Raw genomic sequence first — 21,058 nt, forward strand, 5'->3', positions numbered from 1 at the left:
AATTAGAGTTATTCTATATCATAGAGCTACTCCGCTAGAAAACAGGGAAATCATAAATTAAGAGGATAAGAGGCCAGGAAAATTATATATTCACTTATTACAGGATAAGTAAATAGCATTTGTGATCTAGTTATCAGGACAAAATTGTTATTACATTTAAAATGTTACATCGCTTCGAATTTCAAATAATAATATTTTGAGGGATTAGCGCAGAAATAGGATATTTTTATTGAAAAATTAATAAAAAATAGGGAGTTTAACAAAAAAATCTGGTTTTAACATAGTAATAAAATATCATTATTGAGAGTATATTTTTTACAATATACTCTTAAATATATGTGTTATACAAATTCTTCCTTAGAAGATTGAAGGTTGACAATAAGATAAAACTGGCTATATAAAATTATAATATATAATTTATCGATGGTATAACTGGAACATTTTTGCACTCATTACTAGCAGATTGTATATTCATATCCAGTTTTACCCCTACCGGACAATTTCAAACAAATATCTGTACTTAACTTGTCCAGCTGCTGTATCACAAAAAATATACGCGAAGAGAAGTTTATTAGAGTTTCTTCAACGCAGGTAACACTAAAAATGTAGTGAAATATAATTAAAGAAGATATGTCTTTTGAAGTAACTCCGCTGGAGTGGATAGAAAGTCCGATGGTTTATCCAAAATCATCTCCTCCAGTAAAATAGAAAAAACAATTTCTTATAGAAAGAACAATTTCTTTTGCCCCAAAATCAGTCCACTTAGCTCAGTATCTTAATTAAAGTTCAACCCCTTGAGCGCAATCGTTGACCCGCAACCGTTGACCTGCAACCGTTGACCTGCAACCGTTGTGCCGTTTGATCAACCGATCACGTCGTTTTCATTCACAGTTTTTTAAACAGGTTCGCGCTCAAGTAGTTTCTTGAAAATGTTTACGCCGCGTGCCCCAATGTGAAATTTGGGTAAATAATCCATTCTATAAGAGTTGAAAGGTGATTTTACTTATTCATAATTCAACTCTCTTGAGATAAGCGAAGCTTAGCGAAAAGATTTCTGTTCTCTAAGACGGAGCTCAGGAGCAAAAAGGTCTTTGTCCTCCCAAGACGAAACTCGAACAGCGAAAAGATTATATATAACAAATACCTCTAGATGTGTTGCAGTTTGCGTTGATGGTCTAGCGGCTATGACTTGGGCCTTCCAAGCCCAAAACCCGGGTTCAAATCCCGGTCGGCGCATTTAATAATTCTCTAATAAGAATATCTTAACTGCTCTTTTTCCCATTTTGTATTAATTAAACATATTAAATGAAATAATTAAATTAAACATTAGTGCGAGGGTTGCCCAGCTAGGTCAAAGGCGATGGGCTTAGGACCCATTTTCGTAGGAATTCGTGCGTTCGAATCGCACCCCTCGCATCTCTTTTATCCAATGTTTTCCGAAACTCTTCATATCAGATTTTTAACTCTTCATATCAGATTTTTAACTCTTCATATCAGATTTTTGTGACTGAGTTTATAAAGCTAGAAAAATTCAAATGACTTGGATAGAAAACAACGGAAATGCGGATCTTAGGTCTGTGGATCATTGGTCTGTGGATCATGGTCTGTATGCCATTGGTCTGTATCTTTGGTTCTTTTGATTTTAACTGTTTGATTTTGATATTCGGTTTTTTTGATTTTTCGGTTCCGTTTTGTTCAAGCTTCCATAAATAGTCTTGAGAGACTCATTTTTGCCCTGCAACATATCTCTCCGAACTTTTGTACTCGATAAGTTTTCCATTGTCCAGTAAGGACATTGAACCGTGACCGCAGCAGATAAGGCATTTTTTGTTTTTCCTGGCGAGTTGTTCATCTATCTCGAAAATGAGGGACATCAGAGCCTTTCTTTCTTCTCGTGCGAGCTTGCTGTCAACATTCACCGATGTCATAAGATAATCAGCCAGGACATTATATGCAGTTCTATCAGGGCTCAGGCTTTTGAAATTGATCACTGCGTCCTCAGGAAAAAGCAGTCCCTCTTCAGGGCAGAGGTAGAAGACTTCTCCATGCATATGCCCGCCCATTCCTGCAAGGGCTTCGAACTTCAGGTTACCGATCTGGAATCGAGCGATAACAGGAAATACACCCCGTTTTTCGATTGTTTTGTCTGAGAGGGAGACTTCGGGAAAGATAACCGTGTTTGAAGGTGGAGTAAATCTGGAGAAAAGGTTAATTATCTTCGTATAAACCTCTTCTAAAATACAATCCTGGTTGCTTGAACCATAAGCTCTGCTGGTTTCCCGTGTAATAAGAAAAGTTTCGCGATTAAGATATGAGGGTGCGGGAAAAAAACCAGCAGCTCCACAATGGTCAGCATCAGCATGAGTAATGTAAATCCTTTTAAGCCGGCTCAAATCTCCAAGCCCGTAGTACTGAAGCATGTTCACGATGTCCTGGTAATAAATACCATACCCTGTGTCGATCATGACCCTTTCAGAAGAGGTATCAAAAAGATAGATATTTCCCCCGCAGGGAGGCTGAAAACAGAAAAGTTCGATATCGTCCTTTATCCTGACTCTCTGTACATCGGCATAAAAATTGTTTCCTGATGTCCGGTTAAGGTAATCCCCAACTTTCAGGATTTTCTCAAAAACCTCTCTCGGATCTTTTTTAAGGTTTGAGAGTTCCTGAGTAATATGATTAATGTCCTGCAGGAATCTCATCAAAAAATCATCTTCAGTACTCCCGATGAACGACCTGAGCTTCTGGGCTAGCCTGAGATAAAATACCGTATCATCAAGTTTCTCCCCGGTTGTATCATACTCTAAAATATCTAGCCTGTATCTGGACTTGAGCTGATTCAGGAGGGCATCTATCATATATGGGTCCTCAATGTGAAGACCTACGACAAGCCTTTCAGGATGCCTTCCACGATCATCAAAATCAAGAAAAGTAATGTTTGATTTCGATGAAGTGATATGGCTCAGAAGGTCAAATAAAGCACCAGGGCAGTTTGGGAGATAAACATGGAACTTCACGAAAGCTACAGGTTGAAAGGAAGTCTGAAGATAGCCTATTTTTTCCAGTTCTTCACGAATCTTTTCATAAGCCTGCGGAAGAGCAGTCACTTCAAAGAAAGCGGTATGTGTATCTATCCTGCGATCATACTGAATCCTGTTAATATTTCCCTCGTGCCGTTTGATAATTTCGGCTGCCCTGTGCAATGCCCCTGGTATATCAGGCATGCAGGCAATAAAAGAGAATTGTTCCATTGGACATCCCTTGATTAAAACAACCCTATTTTTTTAATAATATAATAAATCCTGCTTTACTTTAAGCTTTCCTGCCAATACAGAGAAAAAGGGATAGAGGTTAAAATTCCAGCACAAGGGCAGAAAGTCCAAGGGCTTCAAAAGCTTCAGTAATCTCTGGAAGAGGATTTTTGTTTCTATAAAAAAGATGAGAATTGCACTTGCAGTCTGTACATCCGAAACCAGATACTGAATTCCCTCCTATCCTGCTGGCAAGTGCACATTCAAACCGCTCAGAAGTAAAAGCATAAATCGCTGAAACTAACCTGAAAGCAGGATTCAGATGAAGATAATCCACATGCCATTTGGGATTTCGGTCACGATTTCTGGAAAGCTTGATGTGCCTCTGTAATCTTTTAAGGCCCCCTGGCCCCAGAGCCGATCCCACATAGATATGAAACCCTGGAGAAAAAGAGAACTCTCCCTTTTTACCTATCTCAATCTTGCAGGCCCGGTTTTCGAATATCAAACAGTAGATGCCTTTTCCGGAAAAAAGATTTTTTTCAGTAGAATCCTTTTCAGAACAGTCATTTTTTTCAGAGTAAACGTTTCTTCCTGGATAACCATTTTTTTCGGAAAAATCCATTTCAAGACCTCAATTTAACTTCAAGACCTCAATTTAACTTCAAGACCTCAATTTAACTTCAGAACCTCAAATTTAACTTCATGAACCTCAAATTTAACTTCAGAACCTCAAATTTAACTTCAAAGCCTCAAATTTAACTCAATAGTTTTATCGAATTTCAAGATCTCAATTTATTCCTGAAAGCTGAAGATATTTTTCAAGTAGAGGCTCCACGATTTCCTCTATTTTTTCGTTCTCTTTAAGTGCCTCAATCCAGGAAATTGGTATGGCTTCAATTCCTAGCCTGGCTCCAAGAATACCTCCTGCCACGCTCGCAACCGAATCCGAATCTCCTGTGATATTCACTGCGGTCTGTACTGCTTTTTTGAAATCATTAGGATAACGTAATATGCAGAAGTATGCCAGGGCAAAAGTTTCGTCTGCATACCAGCCCTGCCCGAGTTTCTTCAAACCTTCTTCGTCTCCGATATCACTATAAGCCGTTTTATAGGAATTTTCCAGGGCCTGAGTGAATTCCGGAGAGATTCCCTGAGTTATCTCAAGAAGTGGTTCAAACATTTTCCTGGGTTTCACCCAATCAAGAGCCAATTTTACGGCGTATGCTCCTGCAACCGAGGCAGCATCTGCAGCTGGATGGGTGTGAGTAATTCTGCCGGAAATTGAAGCTGCTTTAATCAGTTTTTCAGGGTCGTTCCGGAAGACAAAACCAAGGATTCCAACCCGCATGAGGCTTCCGCATGTTTTTGAATTTAGTCCCGAATTGCTCCAGTGAATTCCTTCCTTCAGGCTCAGAGCTGCATTTTTTGTGGTTGCTCCTGCCCCGAGGTCAGGTTCGTCCAACCATAGGACAAGCTCTTTTGCAATCTTATCCATAAGTTTGGGAAGTTCAAGTTCTGCTCCTCTAAACAGACCTCTGGCGAGTACGAGCATTAACTGAGTATCATCAGTCCAGGGTGACTCTGGAGAAAGCTCGAGGATTCCTTTGTCGCCGTACTTCTGTTTTATTTGCTCAAGGGTAAGATGTTCTACCGGGCGGCCGAGGGCGTCTGCACATGCTGTGCCGTAGAGGTAGCCTCGGAGTTTTTTTTCGATATCTGAAGTATCTTGCGTGTTTCCTGAATTCATGGTTTCAATTCCATAATTCAAACGAGAAATGAAACTATCATGTGTATAAAGATTTTATCTATATAGGATTGAATTAATACATTATGTTGAACTGTTGTTTTATTGGAGGTGTAAATTCCAAATTTTGAATGTATAAGTAGATTCTATTATTTCTAGGAGCTTTATAGAAAACCTGCCTTTAACTTAAGGTGCTTTAATTGCGTATTATTTATTAGAAACTAAATTCAGCAGAATGATCTAGTGTAGTGTCAATTACAAAATGTCGTATTAAATCGATTGCAATTATTCGGGGTCATTAAATCCTTGATGGTTGACTCGACACTAGTATTTCGATTCCAAAGTGAATTCCTTATTTATTGAGAAAATCCATGATTATTGAACAGATCAAAAACCCAAGTTTTATAAGCCAACTCGGAACCATAGTCATAGCATTATTTAAGAGGAATTTTCTCCAATAAAGGTTCGTGTGTATGACCCATTACATAAATTCTCTTGTTTTTCTGTAGACACAGGCGAGCAGCATACTGAGTGCAGATATGTCTCCGGGAAGGAAGTCCAAATATCAAACATTCTAAATCTCGGAGAGGCTCTTCCAAATTTCTTGACTCGGGATGATGGAATCCAAATAGAGCAGCTGCCCAACCGATTATAGCATTTGGATCTTCATTAAATACATCACTTTGATGACCATGTTCCGCCCAAACTCCTGTTGATTCAAAGTGATCTGAAACTTTTTCATGCTTCCATAAAGGTGTCATCCTGTAACTATCATGGTTTCCATAGATGAATCGGGTGTTAAGGTCTTCTGTTTCATTGACGAGCAAATTGATTGCCTTACTTGTGTATTCTGATGTTTCAGTCAGGGTCTCGTTTCTCCAGAACTCCAAAAAACTCTGAGCTGCAGGATCTGAATACATTTTTTGTGGGTCTATAGTATTGAACGCTCTTTTTAAACCAAGCCAGAAGTCGTAGAGATCTCCTAACTGAACAAGCGTTGCTAATATTGATCCTTGCTTCTGATAATCCTTTAGCAAATTTATAAATTCATATAAATCTCTCCCAGCGTTCTGGAAAATATCTGCACCTTTCTTATTTCCATCTCCATGATATAGATTGAACCAATAATATGCATTATTTCCTGTGATTTCCTTATTTTCATCCCATTCATTGAGATTCTGAGGGTCCAGTAGTACTTCCAATATCATTTTCAACATTACTATGATATGCACGTTATTCAATTTGATATTCTGACTGTTGTCCAAACTATTAAGCTGCTGGGGTTCGAAGGAGTTTTCGATGCTTTTATCCATTAATTGCATTATTTTTCTTCCCTCTAACGATTCTCCAAAGATTTTTTTCACAATATCTTTTATTTTTTTAATATCTGTTACCGATCTAAGCTCTTTGACTTCAGTGAGAAATGAAACCACATTTTTCTCGTTCTCTCCATTTTTCGTAATAATCTCATCATTGATATCAAGTCTCCCACGAGGCCATGCCCATGTAATGTCAATTGGGTTCGTATCTTGAAGGTATGTTCTATTACAACAGTTCATAATTGGGGCATGAATATCACCCAAAAAAACGAGAATCTCGTCAGAACACGGCGCTTCAGTTATTCCATCAGCACAAACCAAAGCATTTACAACAGTCACAGGTCCTAAACTAGTAGATTCTGAAAGTTTGTCAAGCAATGGTATCAGTACCTTAGCTTCTGGAGAATTTAGCACTTCTTCGCTTATCTTCCCCAGATAACGGTTTATTGAGGAGTTAGGATTTTCATAGTTACAGAGAATTGCAACGGAGCCACATACAAGTCCAAAATTACGTCTTCTAGTCCATGCGTCCCCGGTGTCTTTATCCCCTCCCCACCTTCCTACATCCATGTAAAGGAATTGATTAGTCTCTTTGTTTCTAGTTACTACACATTCTTTCTGATCTGTGGAATCAAACAATTCTGCAGTCATCTTTCCGGGTTGTAAATCCGAATTATGCTTGATAATCTTCACATTATCATTATGCCTTATAGTTTTACAGTTAGTTCCTAATGGAAATGTGTAGTTTGCTTCACCTGCGCTCATATACAGTGTTCCTCCTTGATTGATTAAGTCTAGCAAAAAGTAAATTCAGTCGGTTAAACATTTAGGATCCTTATTCAATGACTTTGAAACAGGGACAATTTTTGTTAAGTCAAACTTACTCTGTTCAACAATTTAACATTGGCCCTTTTTATTAACTGGCACGTCCATAATTCACGAAAAAAGATAGGTTTTCAAGCTAAAATTCGAATTAAAGAGCTTCCGTTATCTAGTTCTAATTTTTGGCTGCCGTAAAGTAGCCACATTTTGGGCTGCTAAAAAGTGAGGGTTTGGAAAACTTGTAACCAGAAAGGTTGCAACTATCCATTACCTTTAAGCGGTTTATTTTATATCTCTTAAAATAGAATCGGCTATCTGAAGTTAAATACATTGTGGGCAGTTGCTTACAGCACATAAAATAGCACCAGGGATATTACCTGTAGCTAGATTTACTGCACATGTGCACATTTAGTGAGTAAACATCCAATGTTAACAGAGGAGTTTACTCCTGCCTCGATTCTTGCGGTACTAATATTTCTCATAACAGGTTTTGCCTGAATTGGTATTCTCATAACAATTTCCTCCTTAGTTCTAACTTCTGGCAGCCATGAGGAGCCCATATTTGGGATGTCCAAAAAAAGGGTATTTGGATAGATTGCAATCGGAAAGGTCGAAACTATCCATCACCTCAAAGCAGTCTATTTCATTCGATTTTAGGATGAAATCATCCATCTTAAAATTAAAAACACTGTGGGCAGTTGCTTATAGCACAGGTAGCAGCACCAGCGAAGTCACCTGAAATTACTTTTGCTGCACATGGTGCACATTTAGTGAGTAAACATCCAATGTTAACAGAGGAGTTTACTCCTGCCTCGATTCTTGCGGTACTAATATTTCTCATAACAGGTTTTGCCTGAATTGGTATTCTCATAACAATTTCCTCCTTAGTTCTAACTTCTGGCAGCCATGAGGAGCCCATACTTTTGGTTACCCAAAATGAGTATTTGGATAGATTCAACGAGACAGCCAAAGCTATCCATCACCTCTAAACAGCCTTTTCCACATATTTTTCCAATAACCAGTGGCGGGGATTCATGCTAAAAAGTACGAACATCTACCGCTCACTTCGATTGCATTAGGACTATCCACAAGTACAGATCATTATTCTGTAAATCTTATGGCTGACCTATCATGCAAGTCATTAAGTTGTGACTGCACTTTCCTTAATATTACACATATTCATGCAGAGCTTCCACGCAAGCCCTTGTTTTTTGGAGCATAGAGCAGAGCAATCAGATTGACTTATTCCTGCCTTGATCTTCACAGTACTGATCTTTCTCATAACAGGTTTAGCTAGTACTGGTAGTTTCATCGTAGTTTCCTCCATATTCTTTTCGTTGATTTTTCCATAAATTGAGCTGTTTTGTCGCCATATCTGTGAATATTTAAAATAATCTGTTCCTAAATTATCACTCTCCTCGTCATTTACAACTATTGTAATATAATGGGTGCCATCCAAGGTGACGAAATTCTTGGATGGCACATAAACAAATAGTTTCGATTTAGTATATCGACCAAGAACGTAAATCCCCAATTGAAACCGGTACCACGTCACTAACATCGATAGTAAAGCGGTACACCATTCTTGCGACTTCTTCACGATGGAGAGGATCAAAAAATGTCAGCTTAACATCCCAGCAATCCGAATCTGGTCTGCAAATAGGGCTTTTTTCTGTTTGAATGGTATCCAGCACCATTCCTTTTTCAATCGCATTCTTAAAAACATCCGCAATCTGATACGCATTTGTTGCAGCAAAGTTAAGTGCTCTCTCCGATGAAGCCCTGCCCATATTCATCAACTCATAATACACACGCTCCATGAAGTTACGAATATCAGTTCCCTCCTTATCGGAAAGGTTGAGCACGGCTCTTAAATCTTCAATCAGAACTTTTGTAGACCAGCTAAATATCCCCCTCAATTGCGGTATAATAACCGGAACTATCTGACCTGAAAGGAGTGTTACATTACCTGCAATAACTCCTGGAATCGAAATCCTTTCAATCGATCCTTCCTGGTAGTCTTTCAGAAATTCCAGTAACTGCCGGTAAGCTTCGGAGGCAAAACTGCCCGTCGGATGGATTGCATAAACGGGAGTACCCTCAATGTTAAGGGTCCATATGAGTGACTCAGCATATTCGGGTTTTTTCTCTAAAAGTTCAAACAGCTTCCCTTCAAATGTGGGCGGTTCATCTTTAGGGTTCTTGTGGTGCACAAATCCTTGGATAAAAGCATCTCGTCTCGCTTCACTTCCAAAGTCGTAGCCTGGTACACCAAGAGCATATACTAGAGACCGTCTACTCACAGCCTGTGGCGAAGGAGTCTGCGCAGGCGTGACAGAAGGTTTAGCTACCTCCTGGTTTGTTATTGTTGGTTCTGCCACTTGTACTTCAGATGCAAGAACCTGAGACACAGTTATATCATTTTTCTGCTCATCAAGTTCGTTCGTTTCTTCTATCTTCTTCTTTCTTGGACAACCACATGGTCCTTCTATATTTTCAGTCATTTTATCCTCCTGTATCTGGTTTTTCGCTTGATTGTTTTCTATTGATAGTTCAATAGAATCAGGATTTTCCAGCGCCTTCATCGCGTCCAGGGTAGAAATCTGAGTAGAAGACGCTACTATCTCTGGATTTAATATTGTAAATTCCGAATTCTGCACGCCAAGAAAAGGCAGATTTTTTGAAGATTCCACCAGTCCTATGCCCTCACTCTCCTGAATTTGTGGTATTGAATTAGTACTATCAGTTGCCGCCTTTTGTTGTTTTTTCGTTACAAGGTTATATGCACCTTCAATGTTGAGACGACCTCTTAAGCAACGAGAACGATCTAAAACTTCAGAAGGTAAACAAGGGTGAGCACTCTGGAGAATCGCTTCCTTCACAGCATGCGGATCAGGTTTTTCTCCTCTTTGCTTCTGGATGCTCAACAGCAAAGCAGCAATACCAGTAACTATAGGAGTGGCAAAGCTGGTTCCACTTTTAGTGTCAACTCCACAAGTTTTGGTGACAACTTCGCAAGGGACGGCACCCGGTAATTTATCACCAAGTGCGAGAACACCATTATTTTGATACATCTGTCCCCAATTGCTAAAGTTAAGTGGCAGTCCCTGAACATCCATTGCCCCTACTGCAAGAGTAGAAGAAACGGATGCTGGCACATGGAGGCACGAGCAGCCGTCATTTCCCACAGCCGCAACGATTAAAACATTGCTTTTGTCGCAGAGACGAATAGCCTTAGCAAGTAGAGGGTGAGGTTCACCAGAAGAAACCAGTTCACCGCCACTAATGTTTATAACATGAGCTCCGTGGTCAACGGCTTGTGTGATGGCGTGAGCGAGATCGATCTGAGAGCAGGGTGTAATTGAATCACCAGGTCCATCCGCAAAAACAGGAATGATGAGTCCACGACAGCCGGGTGAAATCCCACGGACAGGACTGTCAGGTTGGCCAAAGATTAAGCTGGCAACATGAGTTCCGTGTTGTGCACTTGGTCCATTCTCGGCAATGCCTGAAACTAAAGTTTCTAATTTAGTTATTTTGGCTTTGTTGAAACATGGATGTGTTAGGTCGACTGGCCCATCAAGGACTGCAATGCAAATATTGGCATTTCCTTTAATTTGCTCTATAATCTCTATTGCCTTCACAATAACCGCCTACAATTTTTACATTGACTGTGAAAGTCTCATAGCAATTTTTTGCTGTGAATTAAGCTAGAATAGAATACGCAGGCAAAAATAGGTAATCCAGATAACATATGTGCATAGTGCGCATAATTCATTAGATATAGGATGGAAAAATGTACAAAATTTGGTTCCACAGTAAGCATTTGCGGGAAACTGATCTAAAATAGAATACTCACAAAAAAATAAATTACCCAGATAACATATGCATAATATGTGCATAACTCATATTATATCTGTATTGAAATATTAATAAATTATATAAGATGTTTGAAGTCCGGGGTGAAATATTTTGAAAACACACCGAATTTCAACCACAATCTCGCAGAGACACTGGGAATTACTAAAAAAATACTCAGAAAAATTTGAAACGCAGCAAAAAACCTTAGAACTTGCACTGGATAATCTGGAAAATAGCTCAAAAAAGGGTCCAGCGTTAACCTTGGAAGAGAAGTACTGGATGCTCATTAAACGGGCAAAATCAGCAGTTATCATCGAAAAAAATGCCTTTAAATTCCTAATAGAAACCACTGATGTTGAGCTTTTAAGTGAGCTTTTCAGCCGAGATAAAATCATAGAATATACAATAGAGCTCTACTTTCAGAAGTCTCTTGAGGAGTGTAGTCTTAAAGAAGTCATAGATGGGTTAGTTATCAATCTCAAGATAACTAACTGGTTTGATACTGTAGATTACATAAATAACGGTGACGATTATAAGCTGATAATGACCCATACATTTGGTTTTATTTTTTCCAAGCTAATTAGGACATCGATAGAAAACATGTTTGAAACTTATGGGGTGAAGGCAGATAGCATAGTTTCTGTAAAGACGATTTTTATGAGAATATCTAAAAATTGACACTTTGCAACCTTAACTTTATTATCTTAGGACAATCCGTTCATTGATTCAAGCTTTAAACGTCGTTTTCTATTACAGTTAAAGATTTCTGCATTTATATTGGAATTAGACTCAAGTATTAAACATAAATGCAATAGATCGGTCTCTTAGTCCTAAAATCTAAAGTTAAAAAAGCTATAGAAAGGTCGTAAAAAAGGAAAAGTGCTCCGATGGGGATTTGAACCCCAGTCGCAGGAGTGAGAGTCCTGAATGATTGGCCGAGCTACACTATCGGAGCAGTTTGTTATTTTATTATACTTTGCCTTTCAGGCAGCATATCTTCAAGTAATTTATAAAATATAAATCTTTCGTCTGAGTTCTTAAAAAATAGAGAAACTGCCGTGATGGTTTTATTCCATCTGGCAAGTTTATATAAATATTCATAAATATTTTCATTTCTCTTTTAACTTATTTTTAAACTTGAAGAGTAATCCGGTTCCCGTTTCTCAGGCTTTGGTTGTCTGTTTGACTATCAGAACAGCTTTATACGAACATAGCCTGAGGAATTGCAGGTTCTTCAGTGCTTACGACTTTTTCATGTGCTTTCAGGAAGTCGGCCATGGTGATCTGTTTACCGCGCCTGCGGAGCACAAAAATTCCTGCCTCTTTGACGATAACGCTGATTTCCGCCCCGCTCATACCGGTCATGACTCTTGCCAGTTTTTCGAAATCCACGTCGTCTGCAAGGTTCATCTTGCGGGTGTGAATTTTAAGGATTTCAGCCCTTCCTTTCTCGTCAGGGAGTGGGACTTCGATAGACCGATCAAACCTGCCAGGCCTGAGGAGAGCAGGATCAAGTAGGTCAATCCTGTTGGTTGCAGCAACAACCTTTACATTGCCTTTAGGATCAAAACCGTCCATCTCTGCAAGTAGCTGAAGCATTGTCCTGTTGACCTCGGCCGAACCACTGGTTCCGTCATAGGTCCTCATGCTGCCAACAGCATCGATTTCATCTATAAAGAGAATGCTTGGGGACTTATCTCTAGCAAGCTGGAAAATGTCTTTGACAAGCCTTGAGCCTTCACCTACAAATTTCTGGACCAGGTCAGATCCCGACATTCGGATGAAGGTTGCTTTTGCATGAGAAGCTATAGCCTTTGCAATAAGGGTCTTGCCCGTGCCTGGAGCCCCGTGGAGCAGGACACCTGAAGGGGGTTCGATTCCGATTTCCTCGAAAAGTTGGGGCTCGGTGAGTGGCAGTTCAACGCTTTCCCTGACTTCCTGAAGTACGTCATCCAGCCCGCCAATCATGCTGTAGTCCACCCCAGGAGAGTTAATGAGCTCCATTACCTGAGCCCGCACATCGGCAGCCCTGCTGACTACGGAAATAATTGAATATGCACCGTTTACTGCAACTCTCATGCCGGGCTCAATCTTTCCAATACATTCTTCAGGGATTTGGGTAAGAACCTCCTGATTATTCCCATGCTGCCTTATAAGTGCGATTTCTCCGTTTACCTCGAGAATAGTTGCAATAAAGAGAGGAGGCTCTGTAAGCTGTTCCAGATGAGCTTTCAATTTGTTGATTTCCTGAAGGTGCCTGCCTGTAGCTACACTTGCTTCAAGGAGTCGGGCCTTCATGGTCTCATTCTGGACTCTCATGATTTCTATTTCGGTTAAGAGAGATTTCACATCTTCAGCATTGATCTTCCCGCTCTCAAGCTGGAGCTCTATCCTTGTTTTGATATCTTCTAGAGAAGATCTTATTGCACTGTCGTCTGGCACTTGAAACCACCTTTTTTATCGCGTGAAATTGAGTTTATACTGTTTATATGATCTAAAGATTAGTTCACTCGGAAATTATTGATTTATAATAAGTTGATTTGAAGAGCAACTGGTCTGTGGGATCTATAATACAGGTCCATGACCAGTAACCAGGCATGACCAGTTACTCAGTCCAGTTACTCATTTAAGCTTTAAGCGTTATTTCCCGGAGGGATTATTCGTCTATATCTTTTATCTATTCGCCTATATCGTTTATCTCAGGATGATCACATTTTGTCTTGGCTTTTACAAGAAGTAAAGCCTGAGAAACGGGAAATCAAGAATTCTATTCATAAAATCCCCGTTGTAGTATGACTCGCAAAGATCAAAGGGTAAAATGACATTTAAAAGGTACTCTTACTTTTCACAGTGAATGTTAACATGTTCAGATTAAATATATACATAAATATAAAAAGGGTATATATAAGTTCCTGCCACGCCTGTAATCATTTTTATATCCCGACTGCCTGTATAATATCCCAGTTAAGAATCTATTCGGTTCTTTGATTAAATTGCTTTCGGGCACTCGTGTCGAATTTATCAACATTTGTATTCCATTCAGTCATCATATTTCTTTTTTCTATATTATACGTGCTGTTGCATTCTCCAGATTCCGGCAAATTATTCAGGAAAGAAGCCAGACCAAAAATTTATAAAAAACTGAGCTTTTAACTTAACTTTTCAGTCAAACCCTTTAACTTAACTCTTCAATTACTTTATTTATATAATTATCTTAGCTCATTATCTTAGCTCATTATCTTAGCTCATTATCTTAGCTCATTAAATTAGATTTTTAAAAGATCAGGCAGTGTCTCGAATTTACTGTAAATTTGAATTCAAGTTTTTACGTACTATGTAGATAATTGATCTTCCGATATGGAATTTTCTACTCCACAACTTTTTGATATTTATTATTTTACAGAAAAATTGGCACACTATCATTAGATTTAAATTAGATTTTTAAGCTAGATCTTTTACTAGTTCTAATCCTGACTGAAAAGAACAACGAATATAACCATTTCCCGACTTGAGCGAAAAAACGTGTAGGAAAATGGCGCCATTTTTTGTAAGCCTTTAAGACAGAACAAACTACGGATGCAAAAAGTTAGAAAGATATGTTTAATAATAAAAGCATTATATTATTCGACATGCGTACATCTCAGGATTTTCTAAGAGTAGGCACAGCAGTTATATTTGTTGGTATTATTATATTATTACTAGGTACAGTTCTTACTATTATACATCATCCAGCAAACAGCCAGATGGGTGGACTGATAATGATCGGTCCAATCCCGATAGTTTTTGGCTCGTCTCCTGAAATAACAACAAATATGCTGGCACTTGGATTAATAATCTCAGTATTCTATCTATTCCTATGGAAAACTAAACGTTGACTGATGAAAGCATGTTTTTTTCGATTGGAATTCTCACAATACTCATCGGATTTCTGCTAATTATGATCGGCGTAGCTTTAAGCATGTACCAGGAATCCAGATCGACGCAAAGCTATTCAAGCAGAACAGACACATCTGGAAAAGGCTCAAGATTTGAGAGCACTTCAAACTTTGAGAGCTCTCTACATGAGAAGCCCTCTGAAAGAAAGGTCGAATCCGAAATCAAAACTGGAGGAGTAATCATGCTCGGCCCGATTCCAATCATCTTCGGAAGCGACAAAGAAAGTGCAAAAACTGTCGCAATCCTTTCAATAATACTCATGCTTCTCAGCCTGCTGATCCTCAGTTTCTCCTTTATCTAAATCTCATTGCCGTCTTTTCTGTCAGGTTAAAATCAAGCACTTTTAAAAAATTTGTATTATGCCTTTTGATCACGCCGGATGAGGTTTTTGGTCAAGATTCCCGCCCGAAAAGTTGCGATCAAAATATTTCAAAAAAATTTGCGGTCGGGCCTTTATTTAAAAGGCCTGCACCACCTGATCCAAAACAAAACTTGGGTAAATCAACTTCCTGAAGCGCGTTGATAATATATAGTCTCTCAGTCTCTCTTGTCATAAGTCGATCATATTGGTTCAGCTCAGTATCTTCATTATCGTTTAGCCTTCTTGAGCGAAACGTAGCGGAGCGAAAAGGGCACCTTCCTCCCAAGACGGGAATCGGGTGACGGGGCTTGGGTAGCAAAAAGTTATTAATAGTTAAGCCCAAATCAGAACTTTATGTTTACGATAATCACGGGCTCGCAGTTCGGTGACGAGGGAAAAGGCAAAATTGTAGATCTTCTTGCAAAAGATTTCGACATTGTTGCCCGCTTCCAGGGAGGGAACAATGCAGGCCATACGGTTAAAGTAGGAGATGAGGTTTACAAATTGCACCTGATCCCTTCAGGTATTCTGCTTGATGCAAGAGTTCTGATCGGGCCTGGGGTTGTCCTGAATCCTGAGGTTCTTGCCGAAGAAATCATAATGTTTGAAAAACACGGCATACAGGTAAATGCCGAAAAGCTTGGAGTCGATGCGAAGACAAGCATAATCATGCCTTACCACATTGAGATGGATGGGCTAAGGGAAGCATCAAGGGAAACGAAAATCGGGACTACAAAACGCGGAATAGGCTATGCGTATATTGATAAAGTGGCAAGAGACGAATTCCGCATGGCTGAACTTGTGAACCGTGAGCGTTTTCTTGCAAGACTTGAGGAACTTGCTCCCCAGAAAGAAAAGGAAATAGCAGCATTGGGAGGAGATCCTAAAATCGTTAGAGACCCTGCACTAATTGAAAGATATCTTGAGCTGGGAAAACAGTTTGCCACTTATGTAACAGATGTTTCCAAAGAAATTAACAAAGCTCTTGATGAAGGAAAACATGTAATGGCTGAAGCTGCCCAGGGTACGCATCTTGATGTTATACATGGGACACAGAAATTCGTAACTTCTTCTTCTACAATTGCAGGTTCGGCTTGTGCTAACCTCGGAGTTGGACCTACAAGAGTAAATAACGTAATTGCTATAGTAAAAGCTTATATCACAAGAGTCGGTGAAGGCCCACTTCCAACGGAACTAACAGGAGAACTCGGAGAAAGACTACAGAAAGCCGGAGGAGAATTTGGGACTACTACCGGTAGGGGTAGAAGATGTGGATGGTTTGATTTGCCTCTGCTGAAGAAAGCCATTGCGCTTAATGGATATACCGAGATTTCCCTGACCAAACTGGATGTACTCTCAGGCCTTAATCCCATCAGGATTTGCACTGGCTACACCTTCAAGGGAGAAAACATTGATTATCCTCCGGAACTTACTGAGGATCTTGCTGAGTGTATGCCTGTTTACGAAGACCTTCCTGGATGGGAAACTGATCTTGCCGAAGTAAAAGCCTTCGATGAACTTCCGGAAAATGCCAGAAATTATGTCAAGAGACTGGAAGAACTGATGAAAGTCCCGATTAACTACATTTCAGTAGGTCCGGGCAGGGCACAGACCTTTAAAAAAGAGTAATGCAATTATTAGGCTTGTAAAGGTCAATTTCCGAATAAATGTGTATAGCAACTGCGGTGGATATGTAACAACACACATATCCTATTCTATTTATATTCCTAACTATTACTCAATTAAAATATATATTATCAAATTATACTATATATTATCAAATTATACTATATATCATCAAATTATACTATATATTACCAAATTATAATCATATATATTACCAAATTATAACCTTATCTATTAACAAATTTTTATCTATTTTTCTTGTGATTTTAAACCTACTTGAGCTGATTATCTTTTATCTATTACTGTAAATCTCATAGTGAACTCTGTGCCATTGTTCCTTTTTAATTCAAACTCCCCATCTAACTGATCTGCGAGAGTAGTTATCAGTTGTATGCCAAGACTATCAACATTTTTAATATCAAGATTTTCAGGAATGCCTACACCATTATCTGAAACAACTAAAATAAAACTGTTAGCCCTATTTGCTTCCTTTTCCTTTTTATATTTACTGTTTTTTTCTCTATGTAATTTAATTTGGATTTCTCCCCTATCTTTGCCGAGAAATGCATGTTTGAGAGAATTAGAAACGAGCTCATTGATAACTATTCCTAAAGGAATACCGGTATCCATATTAAGAAACACATTTTCTTCCAGATCCATTGAGAGGTGGATATTTTTACTTTTAAGGCTGTAAGTCTGGAAAAGATTTTCCGTTAACTCTCTAATATACGTTGAAAAATCTAATGCATCGGTTCCTTCTCCTTTATAAAGTTCTTCGTGGATGAGAGCCATAGATATAACTCGGTTCTGGCTTTCTCTAAAAGCTTCGATAACTCTCGGGTTATCAAACTTATCAGCCTGAAGGTCAAGAAGGGAAGAGATTACTTGTAAATTATTCTTAATCCTATGGTGAATCTCCTTTTTACGTACAATCTCAACATTTGCTAAGGCTTTTTCTGCTTCTTTACGTTCTGTAATATCCTGAATAATTCCTTTAGCTCTAAGAGGGTTGTTTTTTTCATCAAAAATAACTTCAGATTGCATGTGGACTATACGTTCTTCCCCATTAGCCAGGATAATCCTATATTCAATACTGTTAGTTTGTCCTTTTACAGCTTTCTTAATGGCAAGGGCAGCATCCACATAGTCTCGATCATCTGGATGGATGCAATTTAAAAACTCGTTATAAGGTGGTGCTGATTCTTGAGATTCGCGTCTAAATATACGATACATTTCCTCAGACCAGTATACTTTGCTCGTTGCCATATCCCACTCCCAATTTCCAATATGAGACATTTTTTGAGCTTCAGCAAGACCTTTTTCACTTTCTTTCAGCGAGTTGTAAGCTTTTTCAAGTTCTGCGGTACGCTCTTCAACCATTTTTTCTAAATTTTCATGTGCTTTTTTTAACTTAACTTCTGCTTCTTTGCGCTTCGTGATATCACTGGCAGCTCCAAACCATTCAACGATTTCGCCATTTTCGTCTAGCATCGGAACCGCACGCGAGAAAATCCATCCCAGGTTACCATCTGCTAAACGGACTCTATGTTCCAGTTCGTAAGTAGTCTTCGTCCGTATAGCTTCATTGATGACTGCCATTACATGCTGCTGATCTTCTGGAGGAACATATTCATGAATCCATGTGTTGCTTGGGCTTTCCGTATTGGCAAGAAAACCTCGACCATAGAAATATCGCATCTCGCTCCAATCAGGGTTTACGCGATATACCATTTCTGAACTGGCAGTCACCAGAGCACGGAAGCGCTCTTCACTATCCCGCAGCGCCTCTTCGACCCGTTTGCGCTCAGTAATGTCAATGCAAATACCGGACATACGCTGAGGCTTACCATTGTTGTCGTAGGTCGTATTACCAAGGGCATTGATCCACCGCACTTCTCCCGATGGGAGCACGATCCGGTATTCGCTCGTGAGGGATATGTGGTTGTTGATTGCTGTTTCAATCCGTTTTTCCGCAACCAGCCTGTCGTCAGGATAGATCACACTTCTCCATAAGTCAAAGCTAGCATCAGATTTCTTGGGATCTAAACCAAAGAGGCAGAATAGGTCTTTGGACCATTCAATCTTGTCGGCAGACATATTCCAGTCCCATATGCCTGCGCCTGCAGAGACCTGGGCCAGTCTCAAACGTGATTCGCTTTCCAGTAGTGCTTCCTCTGCTCGCTTGAGCTCGGTAATATCACGTGCAGCAGCAAAGACGCCAGTAACCTCATCATTCTCATTTCTATAAACTGAAGCATTGTACAAAACTGGAGTTATATGTCCATCCTTATGCCGAATCTCCAGAGGATAATCCCGAACTTCACTATCTTTGAATACCTGCTGATAGCCTGCACGGGCTTTCTCAGGCTCAGTAAAGTAATCTGAAAAATCAGTTCCAATTAAATTATTTCTGGAATATCCAGTGACCTGTTCTGTAGCATCATTTAAATCCATAATTTTGCCATCAAGCCCGATGGTTATCATAGGGTCAAGGCTGGCTTCAATTAGACTGCGATTATAAAGATTTGACAACTTAATAGCTTCTTCTGCTTTTTTACGTTCGGTGATATCTATGAATGCAGAAATAGATCCGCGTATATTTCCCTGTTCATCAAGCAAGGGTCTTGCATTGCCCAGTACATGTCGTATCTTACCTTCAGCAGATACGATATCCAGTTCGCAGTCGTTTATCTCTATGCCCGTAGCCGACAATTGCGACGGCATATCTTCAGGTTGGAGCTCAACTCCATCCTTGAGTAATTTAAACATCTCGGGCTTCTCTCCTTCAGGCGCAGATTTGGAAAAGTTTGTACCTGCAGGAATTCGTAGCCATTCATAGGAGAGTCGGTTACCAGTTATCTGAAACACTTGAGGGTCATGTGCTATATACACGGCAACAGGCACGGCATCTAACAATACTGTCAATTCCTCTGAACGAGCATGCTCACGTTTCTCGCTTTCTCGTAGTGCATCTACAACTGCATCACGTTCGGCCAGTGATTTAGATAGCTTGATATTGCTGTAGCTTAGTTGTGAAATCATATTAGCAAAAGTCATGAAGAAAGCCATGCTTGTATCCACAGCTTCCCTGCTAAGCCGGGGAACTTTTTTAAGCTTCTTTAGATATTCTTCTTCATTGAAGCCATATTGTCTAGCTTGAGACCGAAAAAGCTCATAGTTCAGAGGCTCGTCATCAAAAAAGAACTGTCCTGAAAATATATTGCCGACGTGCTGTCCTTCTACCATAACTGGAGTTACTACGTCCCACATATTGTTTTTACATTTATACAGCTTATATCCTCCCGGAACAACGCCAGCAGTTAGATTTATGTCACTTTCTACGCAATGCTTGCAGGCTTCAGGACTAACTCTATGGAATTTTATGCAGATATCCTGCCATCCAACACTTACCAGAATATTACCTTCAAGATCAAGTAAAGCCATAGGGATATGAGCAAGCGTATAAAAATCACTCATAAGGGACTGGACTGCTTTCGTATCAATAATCCTGGAAAGCTCCAGTTTTTCCTTTTCTTGAGTTTCGCTTTCCGGACATTTTCTCTCAAGTTTTTTACGGTCACTTATGTCAAATCCGTAAATGTTTACGCATTCTTGTTCAGGCGAGAGGTGAAAAACAATAAAGTATACTTTTTTGCCCATAGTGACTTCTATTTTTTCAATACTTTTCCGGGAAATTGCCCTCTGAACAAAAATTTCGAGACGTAGAGGCAATTTTTCTCCGACCCTTATGCCCCAATCACGCAATAAGGGCTCCCCTGCCTTGTTGGAGTAAAGAATAACTCCATCCTTTGCCACACTGAGCACAGGATTTGAGTCTATTGCTTGAGACTGCTCATTTTTCACTTTCAGTTTCCCCTTAAGTCTCCTTTCTTAGGCAACAAAACAGTCAACTTTCTATAATTATTTACAAATTATATGTAACTATCGCACTATTTTTTATCACTTTAGATATATATAAATTATCTAGTAATCTATGAAAATAATTGTTAACTTTAAAATAATTCAATAGTGTCATCCCTTGATCTATATTATTATGTTAAACCTTCCTTCTTTTATGTTCCATAACAATTTATAACCTAATGATAATACTTTTAAACTTATAAAAGATGCTATT

14 protein-coding genes and 3 tRNA genes are annotated in these 21,058 nt (G+C 39.3%); 6 read left to right on the forward strand and 11 right to left on the reverse strand.

Going from position 1 to position 21,058, the window contains the following annotated elements:
* The first annotated feature begins 1,164 nt into the window (after window positions 1-1,164).
* Both MSBRM_RS03180 and MSBRM_RS03185 read left to right on the forward strand, forming a co-directional pair.
* A tRNA-Gly gene (locus tag MSBRM_RS03180) sits at window positions 1,165-1,236 on the forward strand.
* Window positions 1,237-1,331: 95 nt separating this feature from the next.
* Window positions 1,332-1,416: transfer RNA gene (locus MSBRM_RS03185), tRNA-Leu, on the forward strand.
* Between the two features lie 308 nt (window positions 1,417-1,724).
* Here MSBRM_RS03185 and MSBRM_RS03190 read toward each other — a convergent pair.
* The 8 genes from MSBRM_RS03190 to MSBRM_RS03220 form a co-directional block, all read right to left on the reverse strand.
* The gene (locus MSBRM_RS03190; RefSeq protein WP_048119887.1) at window positions 1,725-3,251 is read right to left on the reverse strand and encodes an MBL fold metallo-hydrolase; all 1,527 of its coding nucleotides are present in this window, start codon (window positions 3,249-3,251) and stop codon (window positions 1,725-1,727) included.
* A gap of 100 nt (window positions 3,252-3,351) precedes the next feature.
* Window positions 3,352-3,876, reverse strand: coding sequence for a GIY-YIG nuclease family protein (locus MSBRM_RS03195; RefSeq protein WP_176722074.1), 525 nt, complete (start codon window positions 3,874-3,876; stop codon window positions 3,352-3,354).
* Window positions 3,877-4,041: 165 nt separating this feature from the next.
* On the reverse strand, window positions 4,042-5,001 hold the full coding sequence (locus tag MSBRM_RS03200) for an ADP-ribosylglycohydrolase family protein (RefSeq protein WP_048154501.1): 960 nt from the start codon (window positions 4,999-5,001) through the stop codon (window positions 4,042-4,044).
* Between the two features lie 431 nt (window positions 5,002-5,432).
* Window positions 5,433-7,082 (reverse strand): hypothetical protein, encoded by a 1,650-nt coding sequence (locus tag MSBRM_RS03205; RefSeq protein ID WP_048154504.1) that lies wholly within the window; start codon window positions 7,080-7,082, stop codon window positions 5,433-5,435.
* A gap of 446 nt (window positions 7,083-7,528) precedes the next feature.
* Window positions 7,529-7,651 (reverse strand): hypothetical protein, encoded by a 123-nt coding sequence (locus MSBRM_RS21615; protein WP_268989045.1) that lies wholly within the window; start codon window positions 7,649-7,651, stop codon window positions 7,529-7,531.
* Between the two features lie 167 nt (window positions 7,652-7,818).
* The gene (locus MSBRM_RS03210; protein ID WP_048119882.1) at window positions 7,819-8,010 is read right to left on the reverse strand and encodes a hypothetical protein; all 192 of its coding nucleotides are present in this window, start codon (window positions 8,008-8,010) and stop codon (window positions 7,819-7,821) included.
* Between the two features lie 270 nt (window positions 8,011-8,280).
* Window positions 8,281-8,451, reverse strand: coding sequence for a hypothetical protein (locus tag MSBRM_RS19970; RefSeq protein ID WP_155396494.1), 171 nt, complete (start codon window positions 8,449-8,451; stop codon window positions 8,281-8,283).
* A gap of 190 nt (window positions 8,452-8,641) precedes the next feature.
* Complete coding sequence (locus MSBRM_RS03220) at window positions 8,642-10,783, reverse strand: PatA/PatG family cyanobactin maturation protease (protein WP_052712673.1); 2,142 nt, start codon at window positions 10,781-10,783, stop codon at window positions 8,642-8,644.
* 328 nt (window positions 10,784-11,111) lie between these two features.
* Between MSBRM_RS03220 and MSBRM_RS03225 the strand changes: the two genes are divergently transcribed.
* Window positions 11,112-11,678 carry a hypothetical protein gene (locus MSBRM_RS03225; protein WP_048119874.1) on the forward strand — a complete coding sequence of 189 codons (567 nt, stop codon included), beginning with the start codon at window positions 11,112-11,114 and terminating at the stop codon, window positions 11,676-11,678.
* Between the two features lie 202 nt (window positions 11,679-11,880).
* On the opposite strand, the gene MSBRM_RS03230 is transcribed toward MSBRM_RS03225, so the two are convergent.
* Window positions 11,881-11,955 (reverse strand) — tRNA-Glu (locus tag MSBRM_RS03230).
* 245 nt (window positions 11,956-12,200) lie between these two features.
* A complete protein-coding gene (locus MSBRM_RS03235; protein ID WP_048119872.1) occupies window positions 12,201-13,442 on the reverse strand; it encodes a proteasome-activating nucleotidase in 1,242 nt (413 codons plus the stop codon).
* 1,187 nt (window positions 13,443-14,629) lie between these two features.
* On the opposite strand from MSBRM_RS03235, the gene MSBRM_RS22180 reads away from it, so the two are divergent.
* From MSBRM_RS22180 to MSBRM_RS03250, 3 genes are all read left to right on the forward strand, one after another.
* Complete coding sequence (locus tag MSBRM_RS22180; RefSeq protein ID WP_048123206.1) at window positions 14,630-14,875, forward strand: TIGR00304 family membrane protein; 246 nt, start codon at window positions 14,630-14,632, stop codon at window positions 14,873-14,875.
* Window positions 14,872-15,237: a TIGR00304 family membrane protein gene (locus tag MSBRM_RS03245; RefSeq protein ID WP_230669014.1), complete on the forward strand. Its 366-nt coding sequence runs from the start codon at window positions 14,872-14,874 to the stop codon at window positions 15,235-15,237. Before MSBRM_RS22180 ends, MSBRM_RS03245 begins: the two co-directional genes overlap by 4 nt.
* A gap of 414 nt (window positions 15,238-15,651) precedes the next feature.
* Complete coding sequence (locus MSBRM_RS03250; RefSeq protein WP_048119870.1) at window positions 15,652-16,926, forward strand: adenylosuccinate synthase; 1,275 nt, start codon at window positions 15,652-15,654, stop codon at window positions 16,924-16,926.
* A 282-nt stretch (window positions 16,927-17,208) separates the two neighbouring features.
* Here MSBRM_RS03250 and MSBRM_RS19155 read toward each other — a convergent pair whose 3' ends face one another.
* Window positions 17,209-20,787: a PAS domain S-box protein gene (locus MSBRM_RS19155; RefSeq protein WP_048154514.1), complete on the reverse strand. Its 3,579-nt coding sequence runs from the start codon at window positions 20,785-20,787 to the stop codon at window positions 17,209-17,211.
* Between the last annotated feature and the right edge of the window lie 271 nt (window positions 20,788-21,058).

The organism is Methanosarcina barkeri MS, assembly GCF_000970025.1.
Classification (GTDB): domain Archaea; phylum Halobacteriota; class Methanosarcinia; order Methanosarcinales; family Methanosarcinaceae; genus Methanosarcina; species Methanosarcina barkeri.

Coding starts and splice junctions, on each gene's coding strand:
- MSBRM_RS03190 (WP_048119887.1), bottom strand. CDS start 3,251: ATGGAACAATTCTCTTTTATTGCCTGCATGCCTGATATACCAGGGGCA.
- MSBRM_RS03195 (WP_176722074.1), bottom strand. CDS start 3,876: ATGGATTTTTCCGAAAAAAATGGTTATCCAGGAAGAAACGTTTACTCT.
- MSBRM_RS03200 (WP_048154501.1), bottom strand. CDS start 5,001: ATGAATTCAGGAAACACGCAAGATACTTCAGATATCGAAAAAAAACTC.
- MSBRM_RS03205 (WP_048154504.1), bottom strand. CDS start 7,082: ATGAGCGCAGGTGAAGCAAACTACACATTTCCATTAGGAACTAACTGT.
- MSBRM_RS21615 (WP_268989045.1), bottom strand. CDS start 7,651: ATGAGAATACCAATTCAGGCAAAACCTGTTATGAGAAATATTAGTACC.
- MSBRM_RS03210 (WP_048119882.1), bottom strand. CDS start 8,010: ATGAGAATACCAATTCAGGCAAAACCTGTTATGAGAAATATTAGTACC.
- MSBRM_RS19970 (WP_155396494.1), bottom strand. CDS start 8,451: ATGAAACTACCAGTACTAGCTAAACCTGTTATGAGAAAGATCAGTACT.
- MSBRM_RS22180 (WP_048123206.1), top strand. CDS start 14,630: ATGCGTACATCTCAGGATTTTCTAAGAGTAGGCACAGCAGTTATATTT.
- MSBRM_RS03250 (WP_048119870.1), top strand. CDS start 15,652: ATGTTTACGATAATCACGGGCTCGCAGTTCGGTGACGAGGGAAAAGGC.